The sequence below is a fragment of the Flavobacterium defluvii genome, assembly GCF_900129555.1.
Taxonomy (GTDB): domain Bacteria; phylum Bacteroidota; class Bacteroidia; order Flavobacteriales; family Flavobacteriaceae; genus Flavobacterium; species Flavobacterium defluvii.
In genome coordinates this window covers 231,936-257,115 of sequence record NZ_FQWC01000009.1, presented here as the reverse complement: position 1 = coordinate 257,115, position 25,180 = coordinate 231,936, and the positions used below count along the sequence as shown (strand labels likewise).

Genomic DNA, 25,180 nt, shown 5'->3' with positions numbered 1-25,180 from the left:
TATCAAAGAGCTTTCCGTGTTTTGCGGGGTGCAAATGTAAAAAGCATTTTCAAATCTCACAAGCTTTTTTGAATCTTTTTTTCGAAAATTTCTTTTCACTAATTCAATACAACCTGTCAGTATTTCGAAGAGCGTTTTTCGCTGTTGCGGGTGCAAAAGTAGAACCTTTTTCCATTTATACAACAACTTTTTACAAGTTTTTTTATTCTTTTTTTGATTTATTTCTTAACTGTCTCATAACAGCTTATTTACATTTTAAACTTTTTTAACTTTACGTACGATTTTTCTTTGTTCTAATAGTATTTAGGTTATTTTACGCAAAGACACCAACACAAAAAGCTTTCTTTTCTGCCTTTTTTAATTCCGAAATACCGCTGATATACTAAGTTTATGCTTCTCTTTCTTCTCGAAACAGATCTCCCGGCCCCGATAGAAAGGGAAATCTTTTGATTTTTTCTTTAAAAACCAAAAAATTGAAGCCGGCAGAGAAATTAAGATCTTCATTATATTCAAATATTAAATTAAAATCCTAAATTCCAAAAATCAAGACCTCGCTTAGCTCAGATGAACAAAATATTTACTCATATATATTATAGTATACTTTTCTAATCTTAATATATCTATAAAAAACAAACCCGACTGGTTTTTAAAACCTATCGGGTTGTACATATAATAGAGTATGTTATTTTTTATTAAGTTCTTTTGCTTTTGTTTCCCAATGTTCCATAAGATTGTTATAGTTTACGGGATGTGCTGGTGTTTGATTTAGCAAGCGTCCAGATTCGAAACCTCGGACAAGGATTGTTTCTATTAAATAGTCTTCGTTGACTTCGTATGGTTTGTATTCTTCTTTTAAACTTATATCAAATAAATTTGCTGTTGTATTTGATACAAATGCTTTAAAACCACTTTTTAATGTTTTGATTAATTCATAAGTCGTTTTTCCGGTTTGGCGGTGAACTAACTTTACCAGAATCTGTCCTTGTTTTCTGGAAAGCTTTTTAAGTCTGTCTTCAAATTCATTATTAAGATAATCTTCGACGATTTTAAAATATTTCTTTTTTTCGCGATTGGTTTTCAATCTAGCCATTCCGTTATTTAATGCCGTCAATCTATCTGCCGCTAATCTAGCATATGGATATACTTTATAAACTCTGTTCTGCAAGATTTGAAATTGTTTCATTTCTTCGGCACTCATTCTCTCTCCTTTTGAAATAATAATCTCAGGCAGCTGGATAGTGTCATTCAGGATTGAATCTTGCTCTGTTAATATATAACCCATTTGCTGATTTTCTTTTGGAGTAACCTGGGCCTGACTTGTAAAGGCAATCAATAGTAAAAACAAAATACTGGTAAATCTCATAGAGTCTTAATTTAAATGTAAAATTATATATTTATACACAACTCTGATACCAAATTTATAAATTAGCGAAAATTTTTTTTATGAGTACAAAATCTATCTTAAATGATACTTCGATTGCTTTCCTTGAAAGCTACTTAAATAACGCTTCGCCGACTGGGTATGAAAGTGAAGGGCAAAAACTTTGGATGAATTATTTGAAACCGTATGTTGACACATTTATTACTGATACATATGGAACAGCTGTTGGTGTTATTAATCCAGATGCTCCGTTTAAAGTTGTTATAGAGGGACATGCCGATGAAATTTCCTGGTATGTAAATTATATTACTGATGATGGTTTATTATATGTAATTAGAAATGGTGGTTCTGATCATCAAATTGCGCCTTCAAAACGCGTTAATATTCATACCAAAAAAGGAATTGTAAAAGGTGTTTTTGGATGGCCGGCAATTCATACACGTTTAAGAGATAAAGAGGAAATTCCGAAGTTGAGCAATATTTTCATTGACCTTGGATGCGAAACCAAAGAACAGGTTGAAGCAATGGGAGTGCACGTAGGATGTGTGATTACTTATCCTGATGAATTTATGATTTTAAACGAAAATAAATTTGTATGTCGTGCAATTGATAACAGAATGGGTGGTTTTATGATTGCCGAAGTGGCTCGTTTACTATATGAAAATAAAAAATCACTTCCGTTTGGATTATATATCGTTAACTCGGTTCAGGAAGAAATTGGGCTTCGCGGTGCAGAAATGATTGCGCATACTATTAAACCTAATGTTGCGATTGTCACAGATGTTTGCCACGACACCACTACTCCAATGATTGATAAAAAGGTTGAAGGCGATTTAAAAATGGGAAAAGGTCCAGTTATTGCTTATTCGCCGGCGATTCAAAATAAATTACGTGATTTGATTGTAGAAACTGCCGAAGAAAATAAAATTCCTTTTCAGCGTCATGCAACATCGAGAGCAACCGGAACTGATACTGATGCTTTTGCTTATAGCAATGGCGGTGTAGCATCGGCGTTGATTTCTTTACCTTTACGTTATATGCACACAACTGTAGAAATGGTTCATAAGGAAGATGTTGAAAATGTGATTCAGCTTATTTATGAATCTTTGCTAAAAATTGAAAACAATCATACTTTTTCATATTTCAAATAAAAAATTAAAACATAAACCAGGTCAATATTAATGACTGGGTTTATAAAAAAATAAAACATGAAAATTTTACTACTCGAAGATGATTTTACTTTATCAAAAGAGATTTCGGCGTTCTTTAAAAATAAAGAATTCGAGTGTGTACCCTATTATGATGGTTCGTTATTATTAAAAAAATACTTTCCTTACGAATATGACTTGATTATTCTTGATATCAATGTTCCGGGAAAAAACGGAATTGATGTTTGCAAAGGTATTCGTGAAATTGACAAAAAGACTCCTATAATAATGCTGACGGCTTTTAGCGAGATTGAAGATAAACTTTCTTCTTTTGATAATGGTGCCGATGATTATTTGGTTAAACCTTTTCATTTTGACGAATTATTTGCAAGAATTTCATCTTTATTAAGAAGAAAAGAAATTCCGCAGCAGGTAGAAAAAAAAATCATTGTTGAAAATCTGGAAATTCTGGAAGAAGAAATGAAGGTTTTTCGTTCTGGAGAAGAAATCAAACTTACCCCAAAAGAGTTTAAACTTATTTTGATTTTAGCTCATGCTAAAGGAAAAGTTTTGTCTAAGCAATTCATTGCCGAAAAACTTTGGGATTACCATATCGAAACAAACCAAAATACAATTGAAGTTTATATTAATTTTCTTCGAAAGAAAATCGACAAAGATCATGAAACAAAACTTATTCGTACCAAAATTGGTTACGGATATTACTTAAGCAGTGAAGAATGACTTTAAAAAACCGAATATCACTTTTAGTAAGTTTACTGTTTACAATCCTTTTTGGGTTGGCTTCTACGGTGATATTTGTTTTGTATTCTAATTTCAGAAAAGAAGAATTTCGTGATCGTTTAGAGATAAAAGCGCTATCAAACATTAAACTTTTAGTGAATGTTAAAGAAGTCGACGATCAGCTTTTGAAGATGATTGACCAAAATTCAATCAATAAATTATATGATGAAAAGACTTTGGTTTTTGATTCTCATTATAAACTTATCTACAGCAGCATTGACGATGCAAAAATAAACTGGTCGGTTGAAGATTTAAAATATCTTAAAAAACATAAAACCTTTTTTAAACAGCAAGGTGATTATGAAGTTTATGGTGTTTTTTATGATACAAAAGACAAAGATTTCTATGCCTTAATTTCGGCTACGGATGATTACGGGAAGAGGAAACTATTATTTTTAAGATATACTTTAATTGTATCCTATATTTTATTCACCTGTATTTGCTGGGTTTTAACTTCTTTTATGGTAAGAAAGGCCATGAATCCACTTGGTTTATTTCATCAAAAAATAAAAAACATTAACGAAAACAATCTCGATACCCGTATTGAATCAAAAAGCAATAAGGATGAGATCGATTTGATTGCCAGCGAATTTAATTTCATGATGGACAGAATCGAAATTTCTTATCAAAAACAAAAAGAGTTTACAGCTCACGCTTCTCACGAACTGAGAACGCCTTTATCGAGAATTACAGCTCAAATAGAAAATACGATTTCAGATCCGGCAACTTCTGTTAAAGGAAAAACTTTCCTGACTACTATTTTATCTGATGTCAATCATTTGACAGAATTAATTAGCTCTCTATTAATATTGTCAAAAATCGACAATAATAGAAACAACGAAGACAATGAAATTCAAAGAATGGATGAAATTCTCTTCTCGGCAATTGAAAATTTAAAGAAAAGTTTTCCTGAATTTAGTATTTTATTTGAAATTGAAGAAAGTGATAATTTAGATACAGCTTTAGAAATTAGAGGAAATAAAAACCTGTTGGAGATCGCTTTAATTAATGTTTTAAAAAATGCCTGTGTTTATTCAGATAACAAACAAGCTTTAGTAAAAATAAGCACTCAGGAAAATCATCTCGTTATTTCTGTTTTAAATAGCGGAAAAACCTTAAGTGAAAGCGAACAAAAGAATTTATTTCAGCCTTTTATGCGAGGTAAAAATTCTAAGGGAACATCTGGTTTTGGCCTTGGTTTACGAATTGTAAATCGTATTTTGACTCTACATAAAGCAAACATAACTTACAGCATACCAAACAGTAAAGAAAATTTATTCCAATTATTCTTTCATTAATATTTTATTTTAAGCTATTTTTAAGGTAGATTTTAAGCCCTCTTAAAGTCTGCTGATAGCATATTTGTACAAAATAAAATAGATACAATGAGAAAAGTATATGCATTATTGCTGCTTGTGCTAATTAATCAGGCAGTTTTGGCTCAAAAAACAATCACACTTCAGGATTGTGAGAGCCAGTTTCTTAAGAATAATCTTTTTTTGTTAGCCTCTCATTATAATATTGATGCTGCAAAAGCAATGACCATTCAGGCCCGAATATGGGATAATCCCACGATTACTGCAGAATTAAATGCCTACAATCCAGACAGCGATAAACTATTTGATGTTGGAAAAGAAGGGCAAAAGTCATTTGGCGTTGAGCAGCTAATTTATTTAGGAGGAAAAAAACGTAATGAAATTAAACTGGCTCAAACCAATGAACAGCTGGCAGAACTTCAATTTAATGATTTACTAAGGACATTAAAGTTACAATTACGTCAAAGTTTTTACACTGTTTATTACAATACAAAAAGTCTTGAAATAACAGATAAACAGCTCGCTCACATCGAAGATTTAATTAACTCCTACTCTATTCAGGCTCAAAAAGGTAATATTCCTTTGCGAGATGTTGTGCGTTTACAGTCTCTGTATCTTAATTTTAAGAACGAACGAATGGAAGTTGTCAATAGCAGCATCGAAGAACAGGCAAACCTGAAACTTCTGCTGAACTCAACCGAAACCATAATTCCGGATGTTTCTAAAGATGATTTTAATAAATATCTTAAAATAATTCCTTTTGATTTAAAATCTTTTGAAGATGATGCTATTGCCAATCGCCCGGATTATTTAGCAAAGCAAAAAGAAATTGAGGCAAACGAACTGAATGTAAAATGGCAGAAATCACTTGCTGTTCCTGATTTAACATTAGGCGCCAATTACGATCAGCGAGGCGGCGCTTTTAATAAAGAAGCCAATGTAACTATTGGGATTCCTTTGCCGCTTTGGAACAAAAACAAAGGGAATATAAAAAATGCCCAAACGGTTCTCGCACAATCCAAAGTAGAAAAACAAAATTTTGAACTTCAATTACAGACTGAAATCACATCGGCATGGAATAAATGGGACGAATCCCGTAAAAACTATGCGGTAATTAAACCAACTGTAAATGCAGATTTTGAAGCGGTTTATAATGGAATCTTAACCAATTTTCAAAAGCGAAATATCAGCTTATTAGAATTTACCGATTTTATGGAAAGCTATAATCAGGCTAATATTCAGGTTAATGAACTGAAGAAAAAACTGGCTCTATCTGGCGAAGAACTAAATACTACCATCAACAAGGATTTATTTTAAAATTAAATAATAATGAAACATACACTAATTATAGGAATTGCAATTGTGAGTTTATCACTTACAAGCTGCAAAAAAGAAGTAGATAATCCTCAGACAAATACTTCTTTCGCCTTGAGCGATAGTATGCTAAAAACTACTACTACTGCAACCGCAGAAAAACAAACTGTAAAAAATGAACTGAGTTTTTACGGAAAAATCACAGCTGACAACAATAAATTAATCGATGTTTACCCGCTAGTTGGTGGAAACGTAATTAAAGTAAATGTTGAACTTGGAGATTATGTAAAGAAAGGGCAAGTTCTGGCTACTATAAAAAGTACCGATGTAGCTGATTTTGAAAAGCAGTCTATCGATGCCAAAAGCGATTTACTGGTTGCCAAAAACAATTTAAAGGTCGCTCAGGAATTATTTGACGGAAAATTAAATTCTGAAAGCGATGTGCTTCAGGCAAAATCTGAAGTAAATAAAGCACAGTCTCAATTAAGCAAAATTCAGGAAACGTATAAAATCTATAATATTAAAGCGGGTTCTATTTATGAAGTAACAGCGCCAATAAGCGGTTTTATTATTCAAAAAAGTATTAATCAGGATATGCTTTTACGTTCAGACCGTTCTGAAAATATTTTTGACATTGCCGAAATCAGCGAAGTTTGGGCAATGGCTAATATTAATGAAATTGATATTAATAAAATAAAACTCGGAATTGATGCAAGCGTTACAACTTTAAGTTATCCTGATAAAGTTTTTAAAGGAAAAGTCGATAAAATCTTCAATGTAATTGATCCAGAAACCAAAGCGATGCAGGCGCGAATTAAACTTCAAAATCCCGGATTTTTACTAAAACCGGATATGAATGCTAATATCAAATTATCTTACGATGAAAACGAATCAATGATAGCAATTCCAAGCAAAGCTATTGTTTTTGATAAAAGTAAAAATTTCGTGATGATATTTAAAGATCGTCATAACATAGAAACAAGACAAGTTGAAGTTTACCGAGTTGTGGGCGATACAACTTACATTTCCAGCGGTTTAAAGGAAAATGAAAAAGTCATTACCAATAATCAATTATTTATTTATCGCGCTTTAAACGATTAAGACATGAACAAATTCATACGAAATATAATTGCTTTTTCGCTTAAGAATAAAGCCTTTACATTTTTTTGGGTGGGAATATTGGCCGTGGCCGGATTTATTTCCTTCAAAAATATGCCAATTGACGCTTTTCCAGATGTAACCAATACGCAGATTATTATTATTACACAATGGAACGGTAAAAGTGCCGAAGAAGTAGAACGTTTTGTTACTACTCCGATTGAAATCTCAATGAACTCTGTTCAGAAAAAAACAAGCGTTAGAAGTATCACCATGTTTGGTTTATCTGTAATCAAAATTATTTTTGATGATGGTGTCGACGATACTTTTGCCCGTTTTCAGGTAAATAACCTTCTTAAAAATGTCACACTTCCAGATGATGTTGAACCAGATGTTCAGCCGCCATACGGACCAACTGGAGAAATTTTCAGATATATTGTAAAAAGTAACAGCCGTGACAGCCGTGAATTATTGACTTATCAAAACTGGGTAATTGACAAACAATTACGTGCCGTTCCCGGAGTTGCAGATTTAAACGTATTTGGAGGTCAGACAAAAACGTATGAAGTTGGTGTTGATCCTGTAAAACTGGCAAAATATAATATTACGCCGCTTCAGGTTTACAATGCTATTGATGCCGGAAACTTAAATGTTGGCGGTGATATTATAGAAAAAAACGGTCAGGCTTTTGTCGTTCGCGGAGTTGGTCTTTTAAAATCGATTCAGGATATTGAAAACATTATTGTTGACGATGCCGGAGGAAATCCGATTTTGGTAAAAAATGTCGCTAATGTTTATGAAAGCTCTATGCCAAGAGTGGGTCAAACCGGAATTGGTAAAAATGACGATGCCGTTGAAGGTATTGTTGTAATGCGAAAAGGTGAAAATGCTCAGGAAACTTTAGCCTTAATTAAAGATAAAATTAAGGACTTAAATGAAAATGTACTTCCGAAAGACATTAAAATTGAGACGTTTTACGATCGTGACAATTTAATGAATTTCACTACTGAAACGGTAATGCATAATTTATTCGAAGGAATTATTCTCGTTACCTGCGTCGTATTTCTTTTCATGGCCGACTGGAGAACCACTTTTACAGTTTCTATTGTAATTCCGCTTTCATTATTATTTGCATTTTTATGTCTGAAAATGATGGGAATGAGCGCCAACCTGCTGAGTTTAGGTGCGGTCGATTTCGGTATTATCATCGATGGAGCCGTTGTTATGGTCGAAGGATTATTTGTTGTTCTCGATCATCGGGCGCATCAGTTAGGAATGGAGAAATTCAATAAAATTGCCAAAGGAAGCCTGATTAAGAAAACAGGAACTGAAATGGGAAAAGCTATTTTCTTTTCTAAATTAATCATTATTACAGCTTTACTTCCAATATTTTCATTCCAAAAAGTAGAAGGAAAAATGTTCTCTCCTCTTGCCTACACATTAGGTTTTGCTTTAATGGGAGCTTTAATTTTTACTTTGACTTTAGTTCCGGTTTTATCTCATATTTTATTAAACAAAAATGTAAAAGAGAAAAATAATCCGTTTGTGAATTTTTGGGACAGAAATGTTGCAAAAGGTTTTGCCTGGACATTCAAACATAAAGTAAAAACGTTAGTTATCTCTTTGTCAATAATTGCTGTAACTTTCTTCTCAGCTTCGTTTTTAGGAACAGAATTTTTACCGCAGTTGAATGAAGGAGCATTATGGGTTACGGCCGAATTACCAATGAGTACTTCGCTTCCTGAAAGTGTGCAGACAGCTGCAATGATCAGAAAAGATCTGGAAACTTTTCCTGAAGTAAAAAATGTGCTTTCTCAAACCGGACGAAGCAACGACGGAACAGATCCAAACGGTTTTGGGTTTATTCAGCTACAGGTAGATTTAAAACCAAAAGCAGAATGGAAACGAAAAATCTCAATGGATGAACTGATTAATGAAATGGATGAAAAGCTAAAAGTTCACCAGGGAATCACTTATAACTATTCTCAGCCTGTAATTGACAACGTTGCCGAATCTGTAGCAGGATTTAAAGCTTCAAATGCAGTTAAAATTTATGGGGATGATTTAGATAAACTCGATGAATTATCGAATGAAGTTTTGGCAAAAATTAAAAACATTCCAGGAATCAAAGATGTCGGGATTCTTCGAAATGTTGGGCAGCCGGAAATAAGTGTAATTCTTGATCGTGAAAAAATGGCAGCTTACGGAGTAACTTTAAGTGATGCCCAAGCGGTTTTAGAATTAGCTTTTGGAGGAAAAACGGCAACTCAAAAATATGAAGATGAAAAGAAATTTGATGTTCGAGTTCGTTTTTCTAAAGAATACCGTAAAGACGAAGAAGATTTAGCAGAATTAAAAGTTCCAACAATCAGCGGAGCAAAAATTCCGTTAAAAGAAATCTGCGATATTAAAACGATAACCGGGCCTGCATTTATATATCGAGATAATACAAAACGTTTTATCGGGGTAAAATTCTCTGTTCGAGACCGTGATTTAGGAAGTACAATTGCCGAAGCACAATCAAAAGTAGCAGAAGTAAAAATGCCTCCGGGATATACCACAGGATGGACAGGTGAATTTGAAAATCAGGTTCGTGCCAGTGCTCGTCTGGCTCAGGTAGTACCAATCAGTTTAATTGGAATATTTGTTTTGTTATTTATTCTGTTTGGAAATATTAAAGATTCATTACTTGTTTTGGCGAATGTTCCGTTTGCTGTAATTGGCGGAATTATCGCCTTACATGTTACCGGAATGAATTTCGGAATTTCAGCCGGAGTTGGATTTATTGCTTTGCTCGGGATTTGTATTCAGAACGGTGTAATTCTAATATCTGAATTCCATCATAATCTCAAGGCAAAATTCTCACTTGAAGAATCAATTTTAATGGGAGTTAAAGCCAGAACGAGAGCCGTAATCATGACAGCGCTTATGGCATCGATAGGTTTAATGCCGGCAGCAATTTCAACCGGAATTGGCTCTGAATCTCAAAAACCTCTTGCAATTGTAATTATTGGAGGTTTGGTAACTGCAACCATTTTAACACTATTGGTTTTCCCGATTTTGTTCTGGATATTCAATCGAAAAAAACATGAAGCAATAGAATAGTTCAATTTACGATAAAATTAATTTGGTTAGATTAATTTGGTTTAAAAAGAAAAAGCATCATTAAAATTTAATGGTGCTTTTTTGATTTTCTATTAAAATAAAAAAACAGCCTTCCGCTCAAAGAAGGCTGTTTGTACTAACTCAAACTTTTTAAACTATTATTTTGCGTCTTTTAAAAGTGCAATAGCTTCTGTTGCATTTGATAATTGAGCAAATTTTAATGCTGTGTATCCTTTTTCGTTTTTATCTGATGGACGAGCTCCAGCAGCTAATAAAACTTTGATAATTTCTACTTTATTATAACGAGCAGCTGTCATTAATGGTGACATATCATCTGATTTTTCATTTACATTAGCACCGTACTCAATAAATTTCTTTACTGTATCGATATCTCCTTTACTTACTGCAACTACTAGAGGTGTTCCGTCATCGTATACAGCTGATACTGCAACTTGATTTTTAACAACTGATGTGTTATTTGAAGCTGTTGCTACATTTACAAATGTTACTAAAGCTAATCCTAAATAAATAACTGAATTTTTCATAATGATTGGGTTTGTTTAATTGATTGATAAATATTTGATTGATAATGAATTATTTTTAATTCTTGACAAATGTAATCTATTTTCATTACAATGCATTACATAGTACTTTGTTTTAACTAATTCTTAACGTTTTATTAATGAATTCGAAATATTGTCTTTCTAAAATTGAAATTCTATATAAAAGACGCTGCAAATGTAGAAATGTTACACGAAATCACATTTTTTTTCAAAATAAAACCTAATTTATTTAAGAAAAATGGCGAAGAAAAGTACATAGTTTTAACTATACAATAATTACATGTATAAAAAAGGAAGATTTTTTTCATTAAAGCTAAAATTTATACCCAGATTTTATGAATTTTCAATTAAAATCAAGTTACTTGTTAAATAATTTAAATAGTAGGAAATAACTTAAATTATAACGAAATAGTTTTGTGATTTTAGTAGTCCAAAATGCTATTAAATGCTAAAATCTTCATTAAAAAACTTATTTTAACTTTATTTTTTTCTTATAAATATCCTTTAAATCATTTTCAAACAATGTAAACGGATCATTATAGAATTCAATAAAATCGGCTGCACTAACCTGCCCGAGATAAGGAGCGTAAAAATGTGTCGGACTATGTACATCATTACGCCAAACTAAAACATAAGAAAGCTGAATATTTTCTTGTTTGAGACTTTTTAATAAAATATCTGTCCACCAGGTTTTATTGGGAACAGATTCTAAACCTGTTTCTGTAAAAGCGGCTAATTTTTTCTTTTTAATGGCTAAATCTGAAATTATTTTAAGTCTTTTAACTCCTGCATCCAAATCATATTTTCTATCTCGCCCGAAGTCACCATAATCATCAATTCCGAATAGATCAACGTATTTATCACCGGGATAACGTTCTAAATATTCTGATTCTGAATTGAATCTTGTGTCTGGAGAAAATGCATAAATAAAATTATGAACGCCTAAAGTATCGCGTAAATAGGAAACGGTAAACTGCCATACTTCTATAAAATCTTCACGCGAAGTATATTTCTTTCCCCACCAAAACCAATCACCGTCAAATTCATGAAAAGGTCTGAAAATCATCGGAACTAATTTTCCGTCTTTAGCTTTTACAGAATGAGCAAAGTCAGCAATGGTTTTTAAAATTTCTTTGTATTGTTCATGATGTGAACCATCTTTTTTGATTAAGGACATCGCAGCGAGCGAAACAGAATCTTTCCAATAAAAGCCGCCTCCGGAAGCCGGATTATTAAAATGCCATGAAACGGTTGTAATTCCGCCGCGTTCATACGTATCAATAACATTCTTTTTTAAAACCGTTTTATTTTTTTCGATTTCTTCTTTAGAATGTCCAGAAAATCCACTAAAATCAATTCCTACGACTGCGGGATGCGAACCTGTAACTAATTTCACATCAGATTTATTGGATTCGTCTTTCCAGCCGTGTCCGTATTCTAAGGCATGCTGATGTCCGAATAAAATATGATTTTTAGAAATAGTTTTTAAATTTTGATATAAAATTTTGGTTTCTTTAGTAGCTTTTTTATCAATCTGCGAAAAAAGAAAATGCCCTGTTATCATACATACAGATAACAAGGCAGTTTTTTTATTTGTTATAAATTTCATGGTTTTAAATAGTTAGTTTAAAACCCGAAATTACTATTTAGAAGCAAGGTATTGTAATACGTTTTTTTCAATACGTTGATCAATATTGTCAATATCGGCTTTTACAAATTTTTCTCCTAAAATATTCTCGTACAATTCAATGTATCTTTCAGAAACTGATTCAATATAAGTATCTGTCATTTCCGGAATCTGTTGTCCTTCCTGACCCTGAAAACCGTTTTCGATTAACCAGCGGCGAACAAATTCTTTAGAAAGCTGTTTTTGCTCCTCTCCTTTTGCTTGTCTTTCTGCATATCCGTCAGCATAAAAATAGCGAGAAGAATCCGGAGTGTGAATTTCGTCAATTAAAACGATAACACCGTCTTTCGTTTTTCCGAATTCGTATTTTGTATCAACTAAAATCAAGCCGCGGGCAGCAGCAATTTCAGTTCCTCTTTGAAATAATGCTCTAGTATATTTTTCTAAAACTAAATAATCTTCTTCAGAGACAATTCCTTTTGATAGAATATCTTCACGAGAAATATCTTCATCATGAGAACCATTATCTGCTTTTGTAGTAGGCGTAATAATTGGCTCAGGGAATTTATCGTTTTCTTTTAACCCTTCGGCCATAGTTACGCCGCAGATTTGTTTTCTTCCAGCTGCATATTCACGTGCTGCGTGTCCTGAAAGATAACCTCTTATAACCATTTCTACTTTAAAAGGTTCGCATAAATGTCCAACAGCAACGTTTGGATCCGGAGTTGCAATCAGCCAGTTCGGAACAATATCTTCTGTCAATTCCATAAATTTTGTTGCAATCTGGTTTAAGATTTGTCCTTTGTAAGGAATTCCTTTTGGTAAAACCACATCAAATGCCGAAAGTCTATCGGTTGCTACCATTACCAAAAGTTCGTCATTTATATTATAAACTTCTCTAACTTTTCCTCGGTAAACTGATTTCTGATTCGGAAAATTAAAATTTGTGGTTGTGATTGTATTACTCATTATTTTGTTGTGTTGTTTTTTATGAATGCAAATTTAAAATTATTTCACAGAGTTTCATCATCAAAAGAAAGAGATAAGTAAGAAATGTGAAATATTTCAATTTTAATATATGGGTAAACAAAAAATCCCTGAAATATATTCAGGGATTTCTATTATAATTGATTCCAAAAAATCAGCCTGCTGCTAATTCTTTATCTAATATTTTAGATGCAATGTATCTTGCCACACCATCTTCGGCATTTGTTTTTATAATTTCAAGATCCGGGAGTGTTTCTTTTAAAATTGAAGGCGCGTTTCCCATAATTAAACCTTTTCCTGCCGCAGATAACATTTGTACATCATTAAACCCATCTCCAAATGCTACTGCTTCTGCCAATGTAAAACCTTCTTTTTCCAGAACTTGCTCAATTGCAACTGCTTTATCTATAGATTTATCCATAAATTCCAAACAAGTTGGCAAACTGAAAGCGTGGTGTAAATGTTCCGAAGAATTGGCTAAAACATCATCTTTTAGTTTTACTAATTTTTCGTGATTATCGCATGAAAAAAATATTTTAATGGCTCCAAAATCTTCCAGCGCTTTATAATCTACTAATTCCGGACGATAATTTAATTCTGATTGATAAGCATTCAGCTTTTCACTTATTCTATTGGTCTGCCAAACGTTTTCTTTAAATAAAACTACGGTAATTTCGGGATCGATTTCTACATTTAAAGCCGCTTTTACAACATCGCTGTCTAAGTTAAAAGAAAACAATTGTTCTTTATTTGGTGAATGAATTCTCGCTCCATTAGAACTCACTAGATAAACCGGAACTTCCAGTGTTTCGATAATTGCCATGGCATCAAGATGATGACGGCCTGTAGCAACAACAATAAGATAATTTTGATTGTGAAGTTCCTGAAAAATGGATTTTGTATAATCTGAAATTCGGTGTTGAGGGTTGAGTAAAGTTCCGTCAAGGTCACTTACAACAACTTTTATATTTTTAAGTTTTGTCATATTAATATTAACTATTTATAATAGCAAATTTAAGGTTTTATGCCCAGCTGAACAAAGTTTGAACGGCTTAAAAGCCTAAAATAAGGCAAGTTTATTATTTATTTAACTATTCGGTTAAATACTGCGTTTTAAATATTTAAACCTTAATAATCTCAGATTTATATAAATTTATTGCTTTCTGAATTACGAACTCAATTTGTTCTACGGGAAGATCTTCATTAGAATCAAATAACATAATTTTCATTCTTGAACGACTTTCCTCAATTAAAAAAGATTCATCAAAATGTTTTCCTTCTACAATCCCTATATAAGGTTTTTTAAATTTTTTATGAATCCATAAATAGCAAAACATTTTTCCTCTATAACAGAAAAATGGCATTCCGTATTTTAAAACATGTGTAATGTCTTTGTCTTGCTTTAAAATAATATCTTTTAATGCCAGAAATGTTCCTTTAATAGGCTCTTCAACGTTTAAGTAAAAATCATCTATTGTCTTCATTTGGTTGGTTTATTTCTTTAAATAATATTAAATCAAAAAAAGATTTTGTTTTGGCAAAACATCTTTAAAAAAATATTCGTTTTACTCATTTCTAAAAAGAACATGAATAAAACGAATATAATAAATGCTAAAACACATTTTACGATTTACATTTAACATTTGGCTAAAAAAATTAAACTTTAGTCGTGATTTTCTATTTGTTTATAAGCGTCGATTACCTTTTTCACTAATCGGTGACGTACGATATCTTTATCATCCAGATAAATAATTCCGATGCCTTCTATATCTTTTAGAACCAAAAGTGCTTCTTTAAGTCCCGAAATAGTTCTGCGTGGTAAATCGACCTGTCCAGGATCTCCTGTAATCATGAATTTGGCATTTTTTCCCATACGGGTCAAAAACATTTTCATCTGCGAATGTGTGGTGTTTTGAGCTTCGTCAAGTATTACAAAAGCATTGTCAAGCGTACGTCCGCGCATAAAAGCCAAAGGTGCAATCTGAATAATTCCTTTCAGAATATAATCTTCAAGTTTTTCGTTTGGAATCATGTCGCGCAATGCATCATAAAGCGGCTGCATATACGGATCAAGTTTTTCTTTCATATCGCCGGGTAAAAACCCTAAATTTTCTCCAGCTTCAACCGCCGGTCGTGTCAATATGATCCTTTTTACTTCTTTATCCTTCAGCATTTTCACAGCCATTGCAACACCAGTGTAAGTTTTTCCTGTTCCGGCTGGCCCGACTGCAAAAACCATATCGTTTTTTTTGACTGTATCAACCAGCAGCTGCTGGTTTGGTGTCATGGCTTTTACGATTTTACCTCCAACACCGTGAACCAATATTTTGTCATGATCGTATGCTTTTTTTTCATCCTGACCATCACTCATTATTACACGTTCAATTACATTATCGTCGATGTTGTTGTATCTGGTAAAATGAAGCATCAGCCTCTGAAATCTCTTTTCGAATTCATCTAAAACATCTTTTTCGCCAAAAGCTTTTAAAGTTGTCCCTCGCGCTACTATTTTAAGCTTTGGGTAGTACTTTTTAATAATTTCAAGATGAGAATCCTGTGCGCCCCAAAAGTCTTTTGGAGCAATGTCTATAAGCTCAATAATTCTTTCGTTCAAATGAGATAAATTTAAATTAAAAATAAATTTGTTTTGTAAATCTATTGTTGTCGGGTATCTTTTATGAGTTGACAGTCGCAGTACACAGTGGCAGTTGTTTAAGGCAAATATTTATACATTTATAAGAGTCTGAAAACTGAAACCGATAACTGAGACTATTATAACAGTTACTTTACTTTAAAAATTGCAAATTGTCTTTTCTTTCTTTCAATTTGCATTTACTATTACTAGATTTGCATTTCTCAAATTTAATAAATTTTAGAGTTAAATACTATCAATAGTTATAAACAAAATGATGTCAATAATTACCCTTACTACAGATTACGGCTTAAAAGACCACTTTGTGGGTTCGCTGAAGGGTAAAATCATTTCGGAACTTCCAGATGCAAAAATTATTGATATTTCACACGACATTGATCCATTTAACACAGCAGAAGCAAGTTACATTGTTGGGGCATCTTATTTGAGCTTTCCAAAAGGTACTGTACACTTAATTGGAGTCGATATCGAACGCAATAAAGAAAACCAGCATATTGCCATGCAGTGGAACGATCATTTCTTTATTTGTGCAGATAACGGAATTCTCAGCATGCTTACGCAAAAGATTGTACCGCAAAAAATTGTCGAAATTAACATTCATGATCGTTTTCCTGTCGAATATACTGATCTTGATATCTTTATACAAGTTGCCTGCCATATTGCAAAAGGCGGTTTACTGAATGTTATTGGCAAAGAAATTCAAACCATTAAGGAAGTAACCGAATTACAAGCGGTTGTCGCCGCCGATGGAAATTCGCTAAAAGGTTACGTTATTTATATTGATCATTTTGGAAACGTTGTGACAAATATTTCAAAAAAACAATTTTTGGAAGTTTCACGCGGACGTCCTTATGAAATCGAAATGAAACCAAAAAGTATTAAAACTATTCTGCCAAATTATTCGGCTATAGCAACTTCTGAAAAATATCCGATTAAAACTTATGAAGGCGAAAAACTGGCGATTTTTAATGAAGCCGGCTTTCTGGAAATCGCCATTTTTAGAAGCAATCCTTCTAAAGTGGGTTCTGCTAATAGCCTGCTTGGATTAAATTATCGTGATGTGATTACGATTAAGTTTTCTTGATCAAAAACTTAAATACTATTAAAATTATGACACCTGAAGAATTTGTAAAGGGATTTTATTTAGAAAAAAAATCATTAATGAATGATGCATTCAATAAAGACAGTAAAAGTTCTGTTTCAACTTTAATTACTGAATTGAATCTAGATTCAGCCAATAATGAAAAAATAAAACGTATTATTTCAACATTGCTTACTGATGCCTTCTATACAATACTACTGGGTTTAGATGGAGCAGCATCAATTGGAGATGAACAACACATGTATAAAATATTAGATGAAAATGACAATGAAATTTCTGGCGGAGAAATTGAATCTTATGCTTACGATTATTTTCATGGTAATCAATTTGATTTAGAAAACGAATAACATAGATTGTATATCGATTATCAAAATAAAATCATTGTTTTTTGATTACGATTAAATTTAAATCGAATAAATCACAATGTTATCTTTAATATTCATTATTAAGTTGAATCTAATTTATTTTTGTCATTGTCTTTATGTTGAAATGACGAAATTGTAGAGAAACCATGTCTTTAGATTATTTTATTTTTTCTTAAAAAGAACAATCAATTTTGGTATTTTTGCGCACCTGTAAAGACTTTTTGGTTTCAAACAAATCTAAAATCAACATTCTAAAATCTAAAATTAAACACATGTTCGTAAGAATAGTAAAAATGAGTTTTCACGAAGAAAAAATTCCGGCTTTTCTGGAGAATTTTGAATCGGTGAAAGATAAAATACGAAATGCAGATGGAAATCGTTTTTTAGAATTGTATCAGGATAAAAATGATAAATGTATTTTCTTTACCTATAGTTATTGGGAAACCGAAGCAGATTTAGAAAATTACAGACAATCTGAATTATTTAATACCGTTTGGGATTTTACAAAAAAATTATTCAATGCAAAACCAGAAGCGTGGAGCGTTGATAAATTGGTTAGTTTAAATTAGTTTCATGTTTCAAGTTTCACGTTAAGTGGAGAACTTGAAACATGAAACATGAAACAATAAAAACAAAAAACACAAATGAAATCAATCATTTTAAGAGAAATAAAATCCTTTTTTGGCTCTCCTATTGGCTATTTGGTCATTGCGATTTTCTTAATCAGCAACGGACTTTTTTTATGGGTATTTAAAGGTGAATACAATATATTAGATACTGGTTATGCTGATTTGACACCGTTTTTTACTTTAACACCCTGGATTTTAATTTTCCTTATTCCGGCCGTAACCATGAGAAGTTTTTCTGATGAAAGAAAACAAGGAACTCTTGAATTGCTTTTGACTAAACCATTATCAATCTGGCAGATTGTAAACGGAAAATTTCTAGGATCTTTTTTTCTGATTATTCTGGCTATAATTCCAACTTTTATTTACGTAGAAGTAATTTCAAGTTTAGGTTCACCAGAAGGAAATATCGATATGGGAAGCACGATTGGTTCTTATTTCGGATTATTATTTCTGATAGCTTCCTATTCAGCAATTGGCATCTTCACTTCTACTCTATCAGAAAATCAAATCGTTGCATTTATAATTTCAGTGTTTTTGTGTTTCATATTTTATTTTGGTTTTGAAGGTCTGGCTTCATTAGTTCCGGGAGAATCAAACATAATTTCAGCATTCGGAATGCAGGATCATTTTAAAAGTATGAGCCGTGGCGTTATTGATACCCGCGATGTTATTTACTTTTTGAGCATCAGCGTTTTGTTTTTATCTTTTACCGTTTATCAATTAAAATCATTTAAAGCGTAATGAAAGCATCTAATAAATTAAATTTAAAGGCATTAGGCATTACAATTTTTATTTTAATTGTTTTAAATGTTCTCGGAAACTTATTTTTTCATCGTTTTGATTTAACCAAAGACAAACGGTATACTTTATCACCAACTTCTTTACAAATCGTAAAACAGATTAAAAACCCATTATCGATTAAGATTTATATGCAGGGCGATCTTCCTGCAGATTTTAGACGTTTGCAGCAGGAAACCAAACAATTACTGGAAGAATTTCAGGCTTATAACAGTAATATCGTTTTTGAGTTCGTCAATCCGTTGGAAAACGAAGACGAAAGCATGGAAATGGTAAAATCTCTTTACCAAAAAGGACTTACACCAATAAACATAACTGTTGACGATAAAGGAAAACAATCTCAGGCAATGGTTTTTCCGTGGGCAGTTGCAGTTTACAACAACAAAGAAGTGAATATTCCTTTATTGAAAAATATTATGGGAGCTTCGACTACTCAAAAAGTAATTGGATCAATTCAGCACTTAGAATATTCAATTGCCGATGCTATTAATAAAGTAACCAAAGACAGACAAAAAAAGGTTGCCATTATAAAAGGAAACGGCGAATTGTCTGAAATTCATATTGGTAAATTATTACGTCAAATTAAAGAAAGTTATTTCATTGCACCGATTACATTAGATTCTGTTGCCAAGAATCCAATCGGAACTTTAAATGAGCTTAAAAAATACGATCTCGCTATTATTTCGAAACCAACTGAAAAATTTTCAGATGAAGAAAAAGAGGTACTGGATCAGTTCATTATGCACGGCGGCAAAACTTTATGGCTAATCGATCAGGTTGCAGCAGATATGGATAGTTTATACAATCAGGCGGGTGCAACTTTGGCATATCCACGAGATTTGAATTTAAACGATTTGTTCTTCAAATACGGATTCAGAATTAATCCTGATCTGGTTAAAGATGAACAAGGAAGTCCAATAAAACTAGCGACTGGAGAACAAGGAAGTGCAACTCAATATCAGGATTTTATCTGGAAATTTGCACCTCAGGTTTATCCAACGAGCCAGCACCCGATCGTTAAAAATTTAGGCGGAATTAAATTTGATTTTGCCAGCCCGATCGATACTTTAAAAAACGGAATTAAAAAGACAGTTTTACTCCAGTCGTCTCAATATTCTAAAAAAATAGGAACTCCTTCTGAAGTTAATCTAAACATTGTAACAGAGAAAACAACGCCGCAGGATTATATTAATAAAGGAAATTTAAACCTTTCTGTTTTATTGGAAGGAAGTTTTCATTCGGTTTTTGAAAATCGCGTTCTGCCATTTAAAGACAATTCTTTTCAGGCGAAAGGAAAACCAACAAAAATGATTGTTGTTGCAGACGGAGATATTGCAAGAAATCAACTGGATAAAAATATGCTGCCTGTTGAATTGGGTTACGATCAAAGAACAGGAAATCTTTACGACAACAAAGATTTTATGATGAATTGTGTCAATTATCTTCTTGATGACACAGGACTTATTAACATTAGAAGTAAAGATGTTGAACTGCCTTTGTTAGATAAAGAAAAAGTTTACGAAAATTATACTACAACACAATTCATAACTATCGGGCTTCCAATCCTTATTTTATTGGTTTTCGGGTTAATATTTACCTTTATCAGAAAAAGGAAATACAGCCGATAGATGTTAATAAAAAAATTGCGAAACTTAGAATGTTTACGATATATTTGTAATCCGTATCTTTAGCGCATAAATACTAAAGAAGACTCCAAAAAATAAAACAAAAGAGATGAAATTTATAGTATCGAGTTCGTACTTATTAAAACAATTACAAGTTTTAGGTAGTGTAATTAACAGTAACAATACGTTGCCTATTTTAGACAACTTTTTATTTGAACTAAACAATAATGAGTTGACGGTTTCGGCTTCAGATCTTGAAACTACAATGTCGGCTACATTATCAATCGATTCTAAAAGTAAAGGAAGCGTTGCAGTACCTGCAAAACTTTTACTTGAAATTTTAAAAACATTTCCAGAGCAGCCTTTAACTTTTACAGTTGCTGATAATAATACCGTTGAGATTAGTTCTAACTCAGGTAAATATGCATTAGCATATGCTGCCGGAGAAGAATTTCCAAAATCTGTAAATCTTGAAGATCCGTCTATAACTTTAGTTCCTGCTGACGTTTTAGCTACTGCTGTAAGCAAAACAATTTTTGCTGCAGGAAACGATGATTTACGTCCGGTTATGTCTGGAGTTTTCTTTCAGTTCTCTCCGGAAGGTTTAACTTTTGTTGCTACTGATGCTCATAAATTAGTAAAATATGCACGTGCTGACGTAAAAGCGTCTCAGGTTGCTGATTTTATTATGCCAAAGAAACCTTTAAATATTTTAAAAAGTATTTTAGGAAGTTCTGACGCCGAAGTAAAAATTGAATACAACGATTCAAATGCGACTTTCTCATTTGACAATTATATCTTAATGTGTCGTTTAATCGACGGAAAATATCCGAACTACGAAGCGGTAATTCCAAAAGAAAATCCAAACAAATTGATGATCGATCGTTCTTTATTTTTAAGTTCTGTTCGTCGTGTTGCGATTTTCTCAAACAAAACTACACACCAAATCCGTTTAAAAATTGCAGGAGCTGAATTGAATGTTTCTGCAGAAGATATTGACTACTCAAACAAAGCAGAAGAAAGATTAACTTGTGATTATCAAGGAGATGATTTGCAAATTGGTTTTAACTCTCGTTTCTTAATCGAAATGCTCACAAACCTTCAATCTGATGTGATTATGTTAGAAATGTCATTGCCAAACAGAGCCGGAATTTTAACTCCTGCTGATGGTTTAGAAGAAGGTGAAACAGTAACAATGTTGGTAATGCCCGTAATGTTAAATAGTTAACATCAAAACTTCTTTTTGTTACAGGGATTTTTTTTAATTTAAAATTAAAGACATATCATTGTAAAAAAAAAATATCGCTATTAACCAACCATTTTTTATACCTAGAAACCGCAATTCTTTTTTAAGATTTGCGGTTTTTTATTTTGGTTTCAGGTTTCAGGTTTAACCGCAAAGAGCGCTAAGGTTTACGCAAGGTTCGCAAAGTTTTTAACACAAAGCTTTGCGAACCTTGTACTTATTAAGGATTAAAAACTTTGCGCTCTTTGCGGTTGAATTATTTATAAAGTATATCCAACCTAAAACTTTAAACCTGAAACCTAAAACTTTAAACCTGAAACAATTTTTTTCCGTAATTTTGCAATATGAAAATAGAAATTTGGTCGGACATCATGTGTCCGTTTTGTTATATCGGAAAAAGACAATTAGAAACGGCTTTAAAACAGTTTCCTGAAAATGAATTTGAAATTGAGTGGAAAAGTTTTCAGCTCGATCCAACTATTACGCCACAACCGGATAAAGACGTTTATGCGTATTTAGCGGAAAGAAAAGGCATGTCTGTTGAACAATCTAAAGAAATGCATAAAGGTGTCGCAGATCGCGCAAAAAGTGTTGGTTTAGATTACAACTTTGATAAAGCTGTAATTTCAAATTCTTTAGAAGCACATAGGATTATTCAGCTGGCAAAAACTAAAAAGCTAGGCGATGAAATGGAAGAAATCTTCTTTAAAGCTTATTTTACAGAAGGACGAGATTTAAACGACGGCCCGACGTTAATCGAATTGGCCGAAAAAGCAGGATTAAATAGAAATGATGTTTTAGAAGTTTTACAAAGCGAAACTTTATATTTAAAAGAAGTTGAGCATGATATTAATGAAGCACAGCAAATTGGTGTACAGGGAGTTCCGTTTTTTGTTTTTGACAGAAAGTATGCGGTTTCTGGTGCTCAACCTGTTGAAGCTTTTGTTCAGACAATAAAAGAAGGATTAAAATAAGATTTTAAATATGTCAATAAAAAAACGGATGAGTAAAATCATCCGTTTTTTATTTAATCTAATCGCGAAGAAAACTAACTGCTCCTAACAAGGCTGCAATTTCATTATTGTTAGAAATTGAAACAAGGATTTTGGTTCCTGATTCGTGAATGGCTTTTTTAAATGAAGGCATAAACAACCTGCTTGCATTGGCTATTTTTCCACCAATAATAATATGCTCTGCAGAGAAATTCTTTATCCATGGCAAAACAATAATGGCTAAATCTTCACCCATTTTTTCAAAAACCTGAATTGCTGGCTGATCTCCATTTAAAGCTAAATTATAAAGCTCTAAACTATTATTAAGGTCAATATTGCTTAAGGCTTTATAATGTGACAAAAGGCCTCGCGCAGAAACATAATCTTCTGCAATTCCTTCTTTATAAGGAAGATTATATATTTCGCCGTCTTTTGGCACAGAATCGCCTGAATTTACAGAAATTCCTTTGTCAATAAAACAAGCTCCTAATCCTGTTCCTAGTGTAACAGCCATTACTTTTCTCGAAAGGTTTTCCTGTTGTTTGAAAACTTCTCCTTTTCCAAAACAAACAGCATCATTTTCAAAAAGAACGGGAAAATCATTAGAAAATTTAAGACTTTCCAAAAGCAGTTCTCTAACATTAGAACCGTAAAAATGTTCGTATTTTGACTGATCTTTAATCCAGCAGATTCCGTTTTCATAATCAAAAGGTCCCGGCATACAAACCGCTAATCCTTTTATATTCTCTACTTTTGAATTTTCTATTGAAGTATTAATTACATCTTTCCAGATATTCATTACCTGATCTACCGGTAAGTTAGAATCAAATGATTCTTTATGCAATGAAAAGTCTATAACTTTCATTTCTGTTTTATCAATAACAGCTGCGGTAATATGTGTTCCTCCTATATCTAGCCCAATGGCATATGATGTGTTCATTTTTAATTATTTAGCTATTTAATACTAGATATTTTTATCTTTTAAAATTTGAGGATAATGGATACTGGTGTGTACAATCATTTCTCCAAATAGTGTATTGGCCCAGGCAAACCATTTACGGGTAAATTTATTTACGTCGTCTTTATGAAATGATTCGTGCATAAACCCTGTGTCGGCATTTGTTTTGATTAAATTGCTAATACAGGCTTTTATTTCTTTTTCATCGACACTTGTAATGGCTCTTAAAACAATACTCATTGGCCAGATAGTATCAACTCCCGTATGTGGGCCGCCAATTCCTTCTCCTGCTTTTCCTTTATAGAAAAACGGATTATTTTCTGAAAGCACTACTTTTCGCGTGTTTAAATACAAAGGATCATTTGGAGCAATGGCACCGAGATAAGGAAGTGATAATAATGACGGAACATTAGCATCATCCATCATGTGGAAACTTCCGTATCCGTTTACTTCAAAAGCGATAATTTTTCCGAATTTTGGATGTTCAATAATTCCATGTTCGTTTAGCCCTTTTTGAACCTGATCTCTTAATTCTGTGGCTTTGGCAACCAAATCATTATCTTTTAAAGCCGGTAACGAAAATATTTCGATCAAATAACCTAAAATTTCAATCGCGAACATATTACTAGGAATCAAATATCCAAACAGAGTACTGTCGTCACTTGGTCTAAAAGTAGAAACAATTAACCCGCAAGGTTTTACAGGATATCCGTAACCGCCCAACGGAACCCCATCTGTTGCCCAGGCTGTCTGACGCTGGAAACTGTATGGTCCGCCTTTTCCATCTAGTCTTTGCTGTTCTTTAAAAGTCTGCAGAATCAAAAGCATCGCCTCTTTCCATTTGGCATCAAATAAACTGATATCTCCGGTTTCTTTCCAATATCCGTGAGCTAATCGAACGGGATAACACAAACTGTCAATTTCCCATTTTCTTTCGTGAATTCCGGGCTGCATTTTAGTCAGGTCGTTTTTCCATTCGCTTTCTTTGGTAAAATCTTTATAAAAAGCATTGGCATACGGATCAAGTAAAATACATTTTGCCTGACGATTGATAACACCTTTTACCAGTTCTGCCAGTTTTGGATCTTCTTTTACAAATGGAATATAAGGCCAAATTTGTGCTGTACTATCCCTAAGCCACATGGCATCGATATCTCCGGTGATTACATACGTATCCGGTTTTCCGTCGATAATTTCAAAATCGACCGTTGTATCAAGTGTATTCGGAAAACAGTTTTCGAATATCCATGCCAGTTCAGGATTTGCTATTTGCTTTTTAATTTTTACAATCGCTGCTTCTACGGCTTTACTTGTAAATTTTCTTTCGGCAAGCGGAGGTCTTTTGCTTACAAATTCTTTTAAAGGAAACTGGAAAACGTCTGAATTAAATCCAAAAACATCAGTTTGCATGGCTAATAATCCTGCGGAAAAAATTCCTGTATTTTTTAAAAATTTTCTACGTGACTGCATAA

The 25,180-nt window shown here is 32.7% G+C and carries 22 protein-coding genes; 13 read left to right on the top strand and 9 right to left on the bottom strand.

What is annotated here, in order from left to right:
- Positions 1–682: 682 nt before the first annotated feature.
- The gene (locus BUC29_RS18430) at positions 683–1,363 is read right to left on the bottom strand and encodes a DUF4294 domain-containing protein (RefSeq protein ID WP_073417638.1); all 681 of its coding nucleotides are present in this window, start codon (positions 1,361–1,363) and stop codon (positions 683–685) included.
- A gap of 80 nt (positions 1,364–1,443) precedes the next feature.
- Here BUC29_RS18430 and BUC29_RS18425 point away from each other — a divergent pair, with 80 nt between their 5' ends.
- From BUC29_RS18425 to BUC29_RS18400, 6 genes are all read left to right on the top strand, one after another.
- On the top strand, positions 1,444–2,532 hold the full coding sequence (locus tag BUC29_RS18425) for a M42 family metallopeptidase (protein ID WP_073417637.1): 1,089 nt from the start codon (positions 1,444–1,446) through the stop codon (positions 2,530–2,532).
- 57 nt (positions 2,533–2,589) lie between these two features.
- Positions 2,590–3,270 carry a response regulator transcription factor gene (locus tag BUC29_RS18420; RefSeq protein ID WP_073417636.1) on the top strand — a complete coding sequence of 227 codons (681 nt, stop codon included), beginning with the start codon at positions 2,590–2,592 and terminating at the stop codon, positions 3,268–3,270.
- Positions 3,267–4,628, top strand: coding sequence for a sensor histidine kinase (locus BUC29_RS18415; protein ID WP_073417635.1), 1,362 nt, complete (start codon positions 3,267–3,269; stop codon positions 4,626–4,628). The genes BUC29_RS18420 and BUC29_RS18415 overlap by 4 nt, the downstream gene beginning before the upstream one ends.
- Positions 4,629–4,715: 87 nt before the next feature.
- Positions 4,716–5,963 carry a TolC family protein gene (locus tag BUC29_RS18410; protein WP_084538674.1) on the top strand — a complete coding sequence of 416 codons (1,248 nt, stop codon included), beginning with the start codon at positions 4,716–4,718 and terminating at the stop codon, positions 5,961–5,963.
- Between the two features lie 12 nt (positions 5,964–5,975).
- Positions 5,976–7,061, top strand: coding sequence for an efflux RND transporter periplasmic adaptor subunit (locus BUC29_RS18405; protein WP_073417634.1), 1,086 nt, complete (start codon positions 5,976–5,978; stop codon positions 7,059–7,061).
- 3 nt (positions 7,062–7,064) lie between these two features.
- Positions 7,065–10,163, top strand: coding sequence for an efflux RND transporter permease subunit (locus BUC29_RS18400; RefSeq protein ID WP_073417633.1), 3,099 nt, complete (start codon positions 7,065–7,067; stop codon positions 10,161–10,163).
- 158 nt (positions 10,164–10,321) lie between these two features.
- Here the strand turns inward: BUC29_RS18400 and BUC29_RS18395 are convergent, their stop codons facing one another.
- The 6 genes from BUC29_RS18395 to BUC29_RS18370 all read right to left on the bottom strand — a co-directional run bounded on the left by BUC29_RS18395 (position 10,322) and on the right by BUC29_RS18370 (position 15,954).
- Positions 10,322–10,708: an ankyrin repeat domain-containing protein gene (locus tag BUC29_RS18395; RefSeq protein ID WP_073417632.1), complete on the bottom strand. Its 387-nt coding sequence runs from the start codon at positions 10,706–10,708 to the stop codon at positions 10,322–10,324.
- 487 nt (positions 10,709–11,195) lie between these two features.
- The gene (locus tag BUC29_RS18390; RefSeq protein ID WP_073417631.1) at positions 11,196–12,335 is read right to left on the bottom strand and encodes a glycoside hydrolase family 26 protein; all 1,140 of its coding nucleotides are present in this window, start codon (positions 12,333–12,335) and stop codon (positions 11,196–11,198) included.
- A 33-nt stretch (positions 12,336–12,368) separates the two neighbouring features.
- Complete coding sequence (locus BUC29_RS18385; RefSeq protein ID WP_073417630.1) at positions 12,369–13,322, bottom strand: phosphoribosylaminoimidazolesuccinocarboxamide synthase; 954 nt, start codon at positions 13,320–13,322, stop codon at positions 12,369–12,371.
- A 172-nt stretch (positions 13,323–13,494) separates the two neighbouring features.
- On the bottom strand, positions 13,495–14,325 hold the full coding sequence (locus tag BUC29_RS18380; protein WP_073417629.1) for a Cof-type HAD-IIB family hydrolase: 831 nt from the start codon (positions 14,323–14,325) through the stop codon (positions 13,495–13,497).
- A 136-nt stretch (positions 14,326–14,461) separates the two neighbouring features.
- Positions 14,462–14,824: a DUF1801 domain-containing protein gene (locus BUC29_RS18375; RefSeq protein WP_073417628.1), complete on the bottom strand. Its 363-nt coding sequence runs from the start codon at positions 14,822–14,824 to the stop codon at positions 14,462–14,464.
- A 179-nt stretch (positions 14,825–15,003) separates the two neighbouring features.
- Positions 15,004–15,954, bottom strand: coding sequence for a PhoH family protein (locus BUC29_RS18370; RefSeq protein WP_073417627.1), 951 nt, complete (start codon positions 15,952–15,954; stop codon positions 15,004–15,006).
- Between the two features lie 295 nt (positions 15,955–16,249).
- Between BUC29_RS18370 and BUC29_RS18365 the strand changes: the two genes are divergently transcribed.
- From BUC29_RS18365 to BUC29_RS18335, 7 genes are all read left to right on the top strand, one after another.
- Positions 16,250–17,077 (top strand): SAM hydrolase/SAM-dependent halogenase family protein, encoded by an 828-nt coding sequence (locus tag BUC29_RS18365; protein ID WP_073417626.1) that lies wholly within the window; start codon positions 16,250–16,252, stop codon positions 17,075–17,077.
- A gap of 26 nt (positions 17,078–17,103) precedes the next feature.
- Complete coding sequence (locus BUC29_RS18360; protein WP_073417625.1) at positions 17,104–17,442, top strand: hypothetical protein; 339 nt, start codon at positions 17,104–17,106, stop codon at positions 17,440–17,442.
- Positions 17,443–17,732: 290 nt separating this feature from the next.
- Positions 17,733–18,029, top strand: coding sequence for a putative quinol monooxygenase (locus tag BUC29_RS18355; protein WP_073417657.1), 297 nt, complete (start codon positions 17,733–17,735; stop codon positions 18,027–18,029).
- A 75-nt stretch (positions 18,030–18,104) separates the two neighbouring features.
- A complete protein-coding gene (gldF, locus tag BUC29_RS18350) occupies positions 18,105–18,830 on the top strand; it encodes a gliding motility-associated ABC transporter permease subunit GldF (RefSeq protein ID WP_073417624.1) in 726 nt (241 codons plus the stop codon).
- On the top strand, positions 18,830–20,515 hold the full coding sequence (gldG, locus tag BUC29_RS18345; protein ID WP_073417623.1) for a gliding motility-associated ABC transporter substrate-binding protein GldG: 1,686 nt from the start codon (positions 18,830–18,832) through the stop codon (positions 20,513–20,515). The genes gldF and gldG overlap by 1 nt, the downstream gene beginning before the upstream one ends.
- Before the next feature lie 106 nt (positions 20,516–20,621).
- On the top strand, positions 20,622–21,740 hold the full coding sequence (dnaN, locus tag BUC29_RS18340) for a DNA polymerase III subunit beta (RefSeq protein WP_073417622.1): 1,119 nt from the start codon (positions 20,622–20,624) through the stop codon (positions 21,738–21,740).
- A gap of 362 nt (positions 21,741–22,102) precedes the next feature.
- Positions 22,103–22,732, top strand: a complete 630-nt coding sequence (locus BUC29_RS18335) for a DsbA family oxidoreductase (RefSeq protein WP_073417621.1) — start codon at positions 22,103–22,105, stop codon at positions 22,730–22,732.
- Between the two features lie 58 nt (positions 22,733–22,790).
- Here BUC29_RS18335 and BUC29_RS18330 read toward each other — a convergent pair whose 3' ends face one another.
- A complete protein-coding gene (locus BUC29_RS18330; protein WP_073417620.1) occupies positions 22,791–23,690 on the bottom strand; it encodes an ROK family protein in 900 nt (299 codons plus the stop codon).
- 24 nt (positions 23,691–23,714) lie between these two features.
- Complete coding sequence (locus BUC29_RS18325; RefSeq protein ID WP_073417619.1) at positions 23,715–25,178, bottom strand: glycoside hydrolase family 125 protein; 1,464 nt, start codon at positions 25,176–25,178, stop codon at positions 23,715–23,717.
- Between the last annotated feature and the right edge of the window lie 2 nt (positions 25,179–25,180).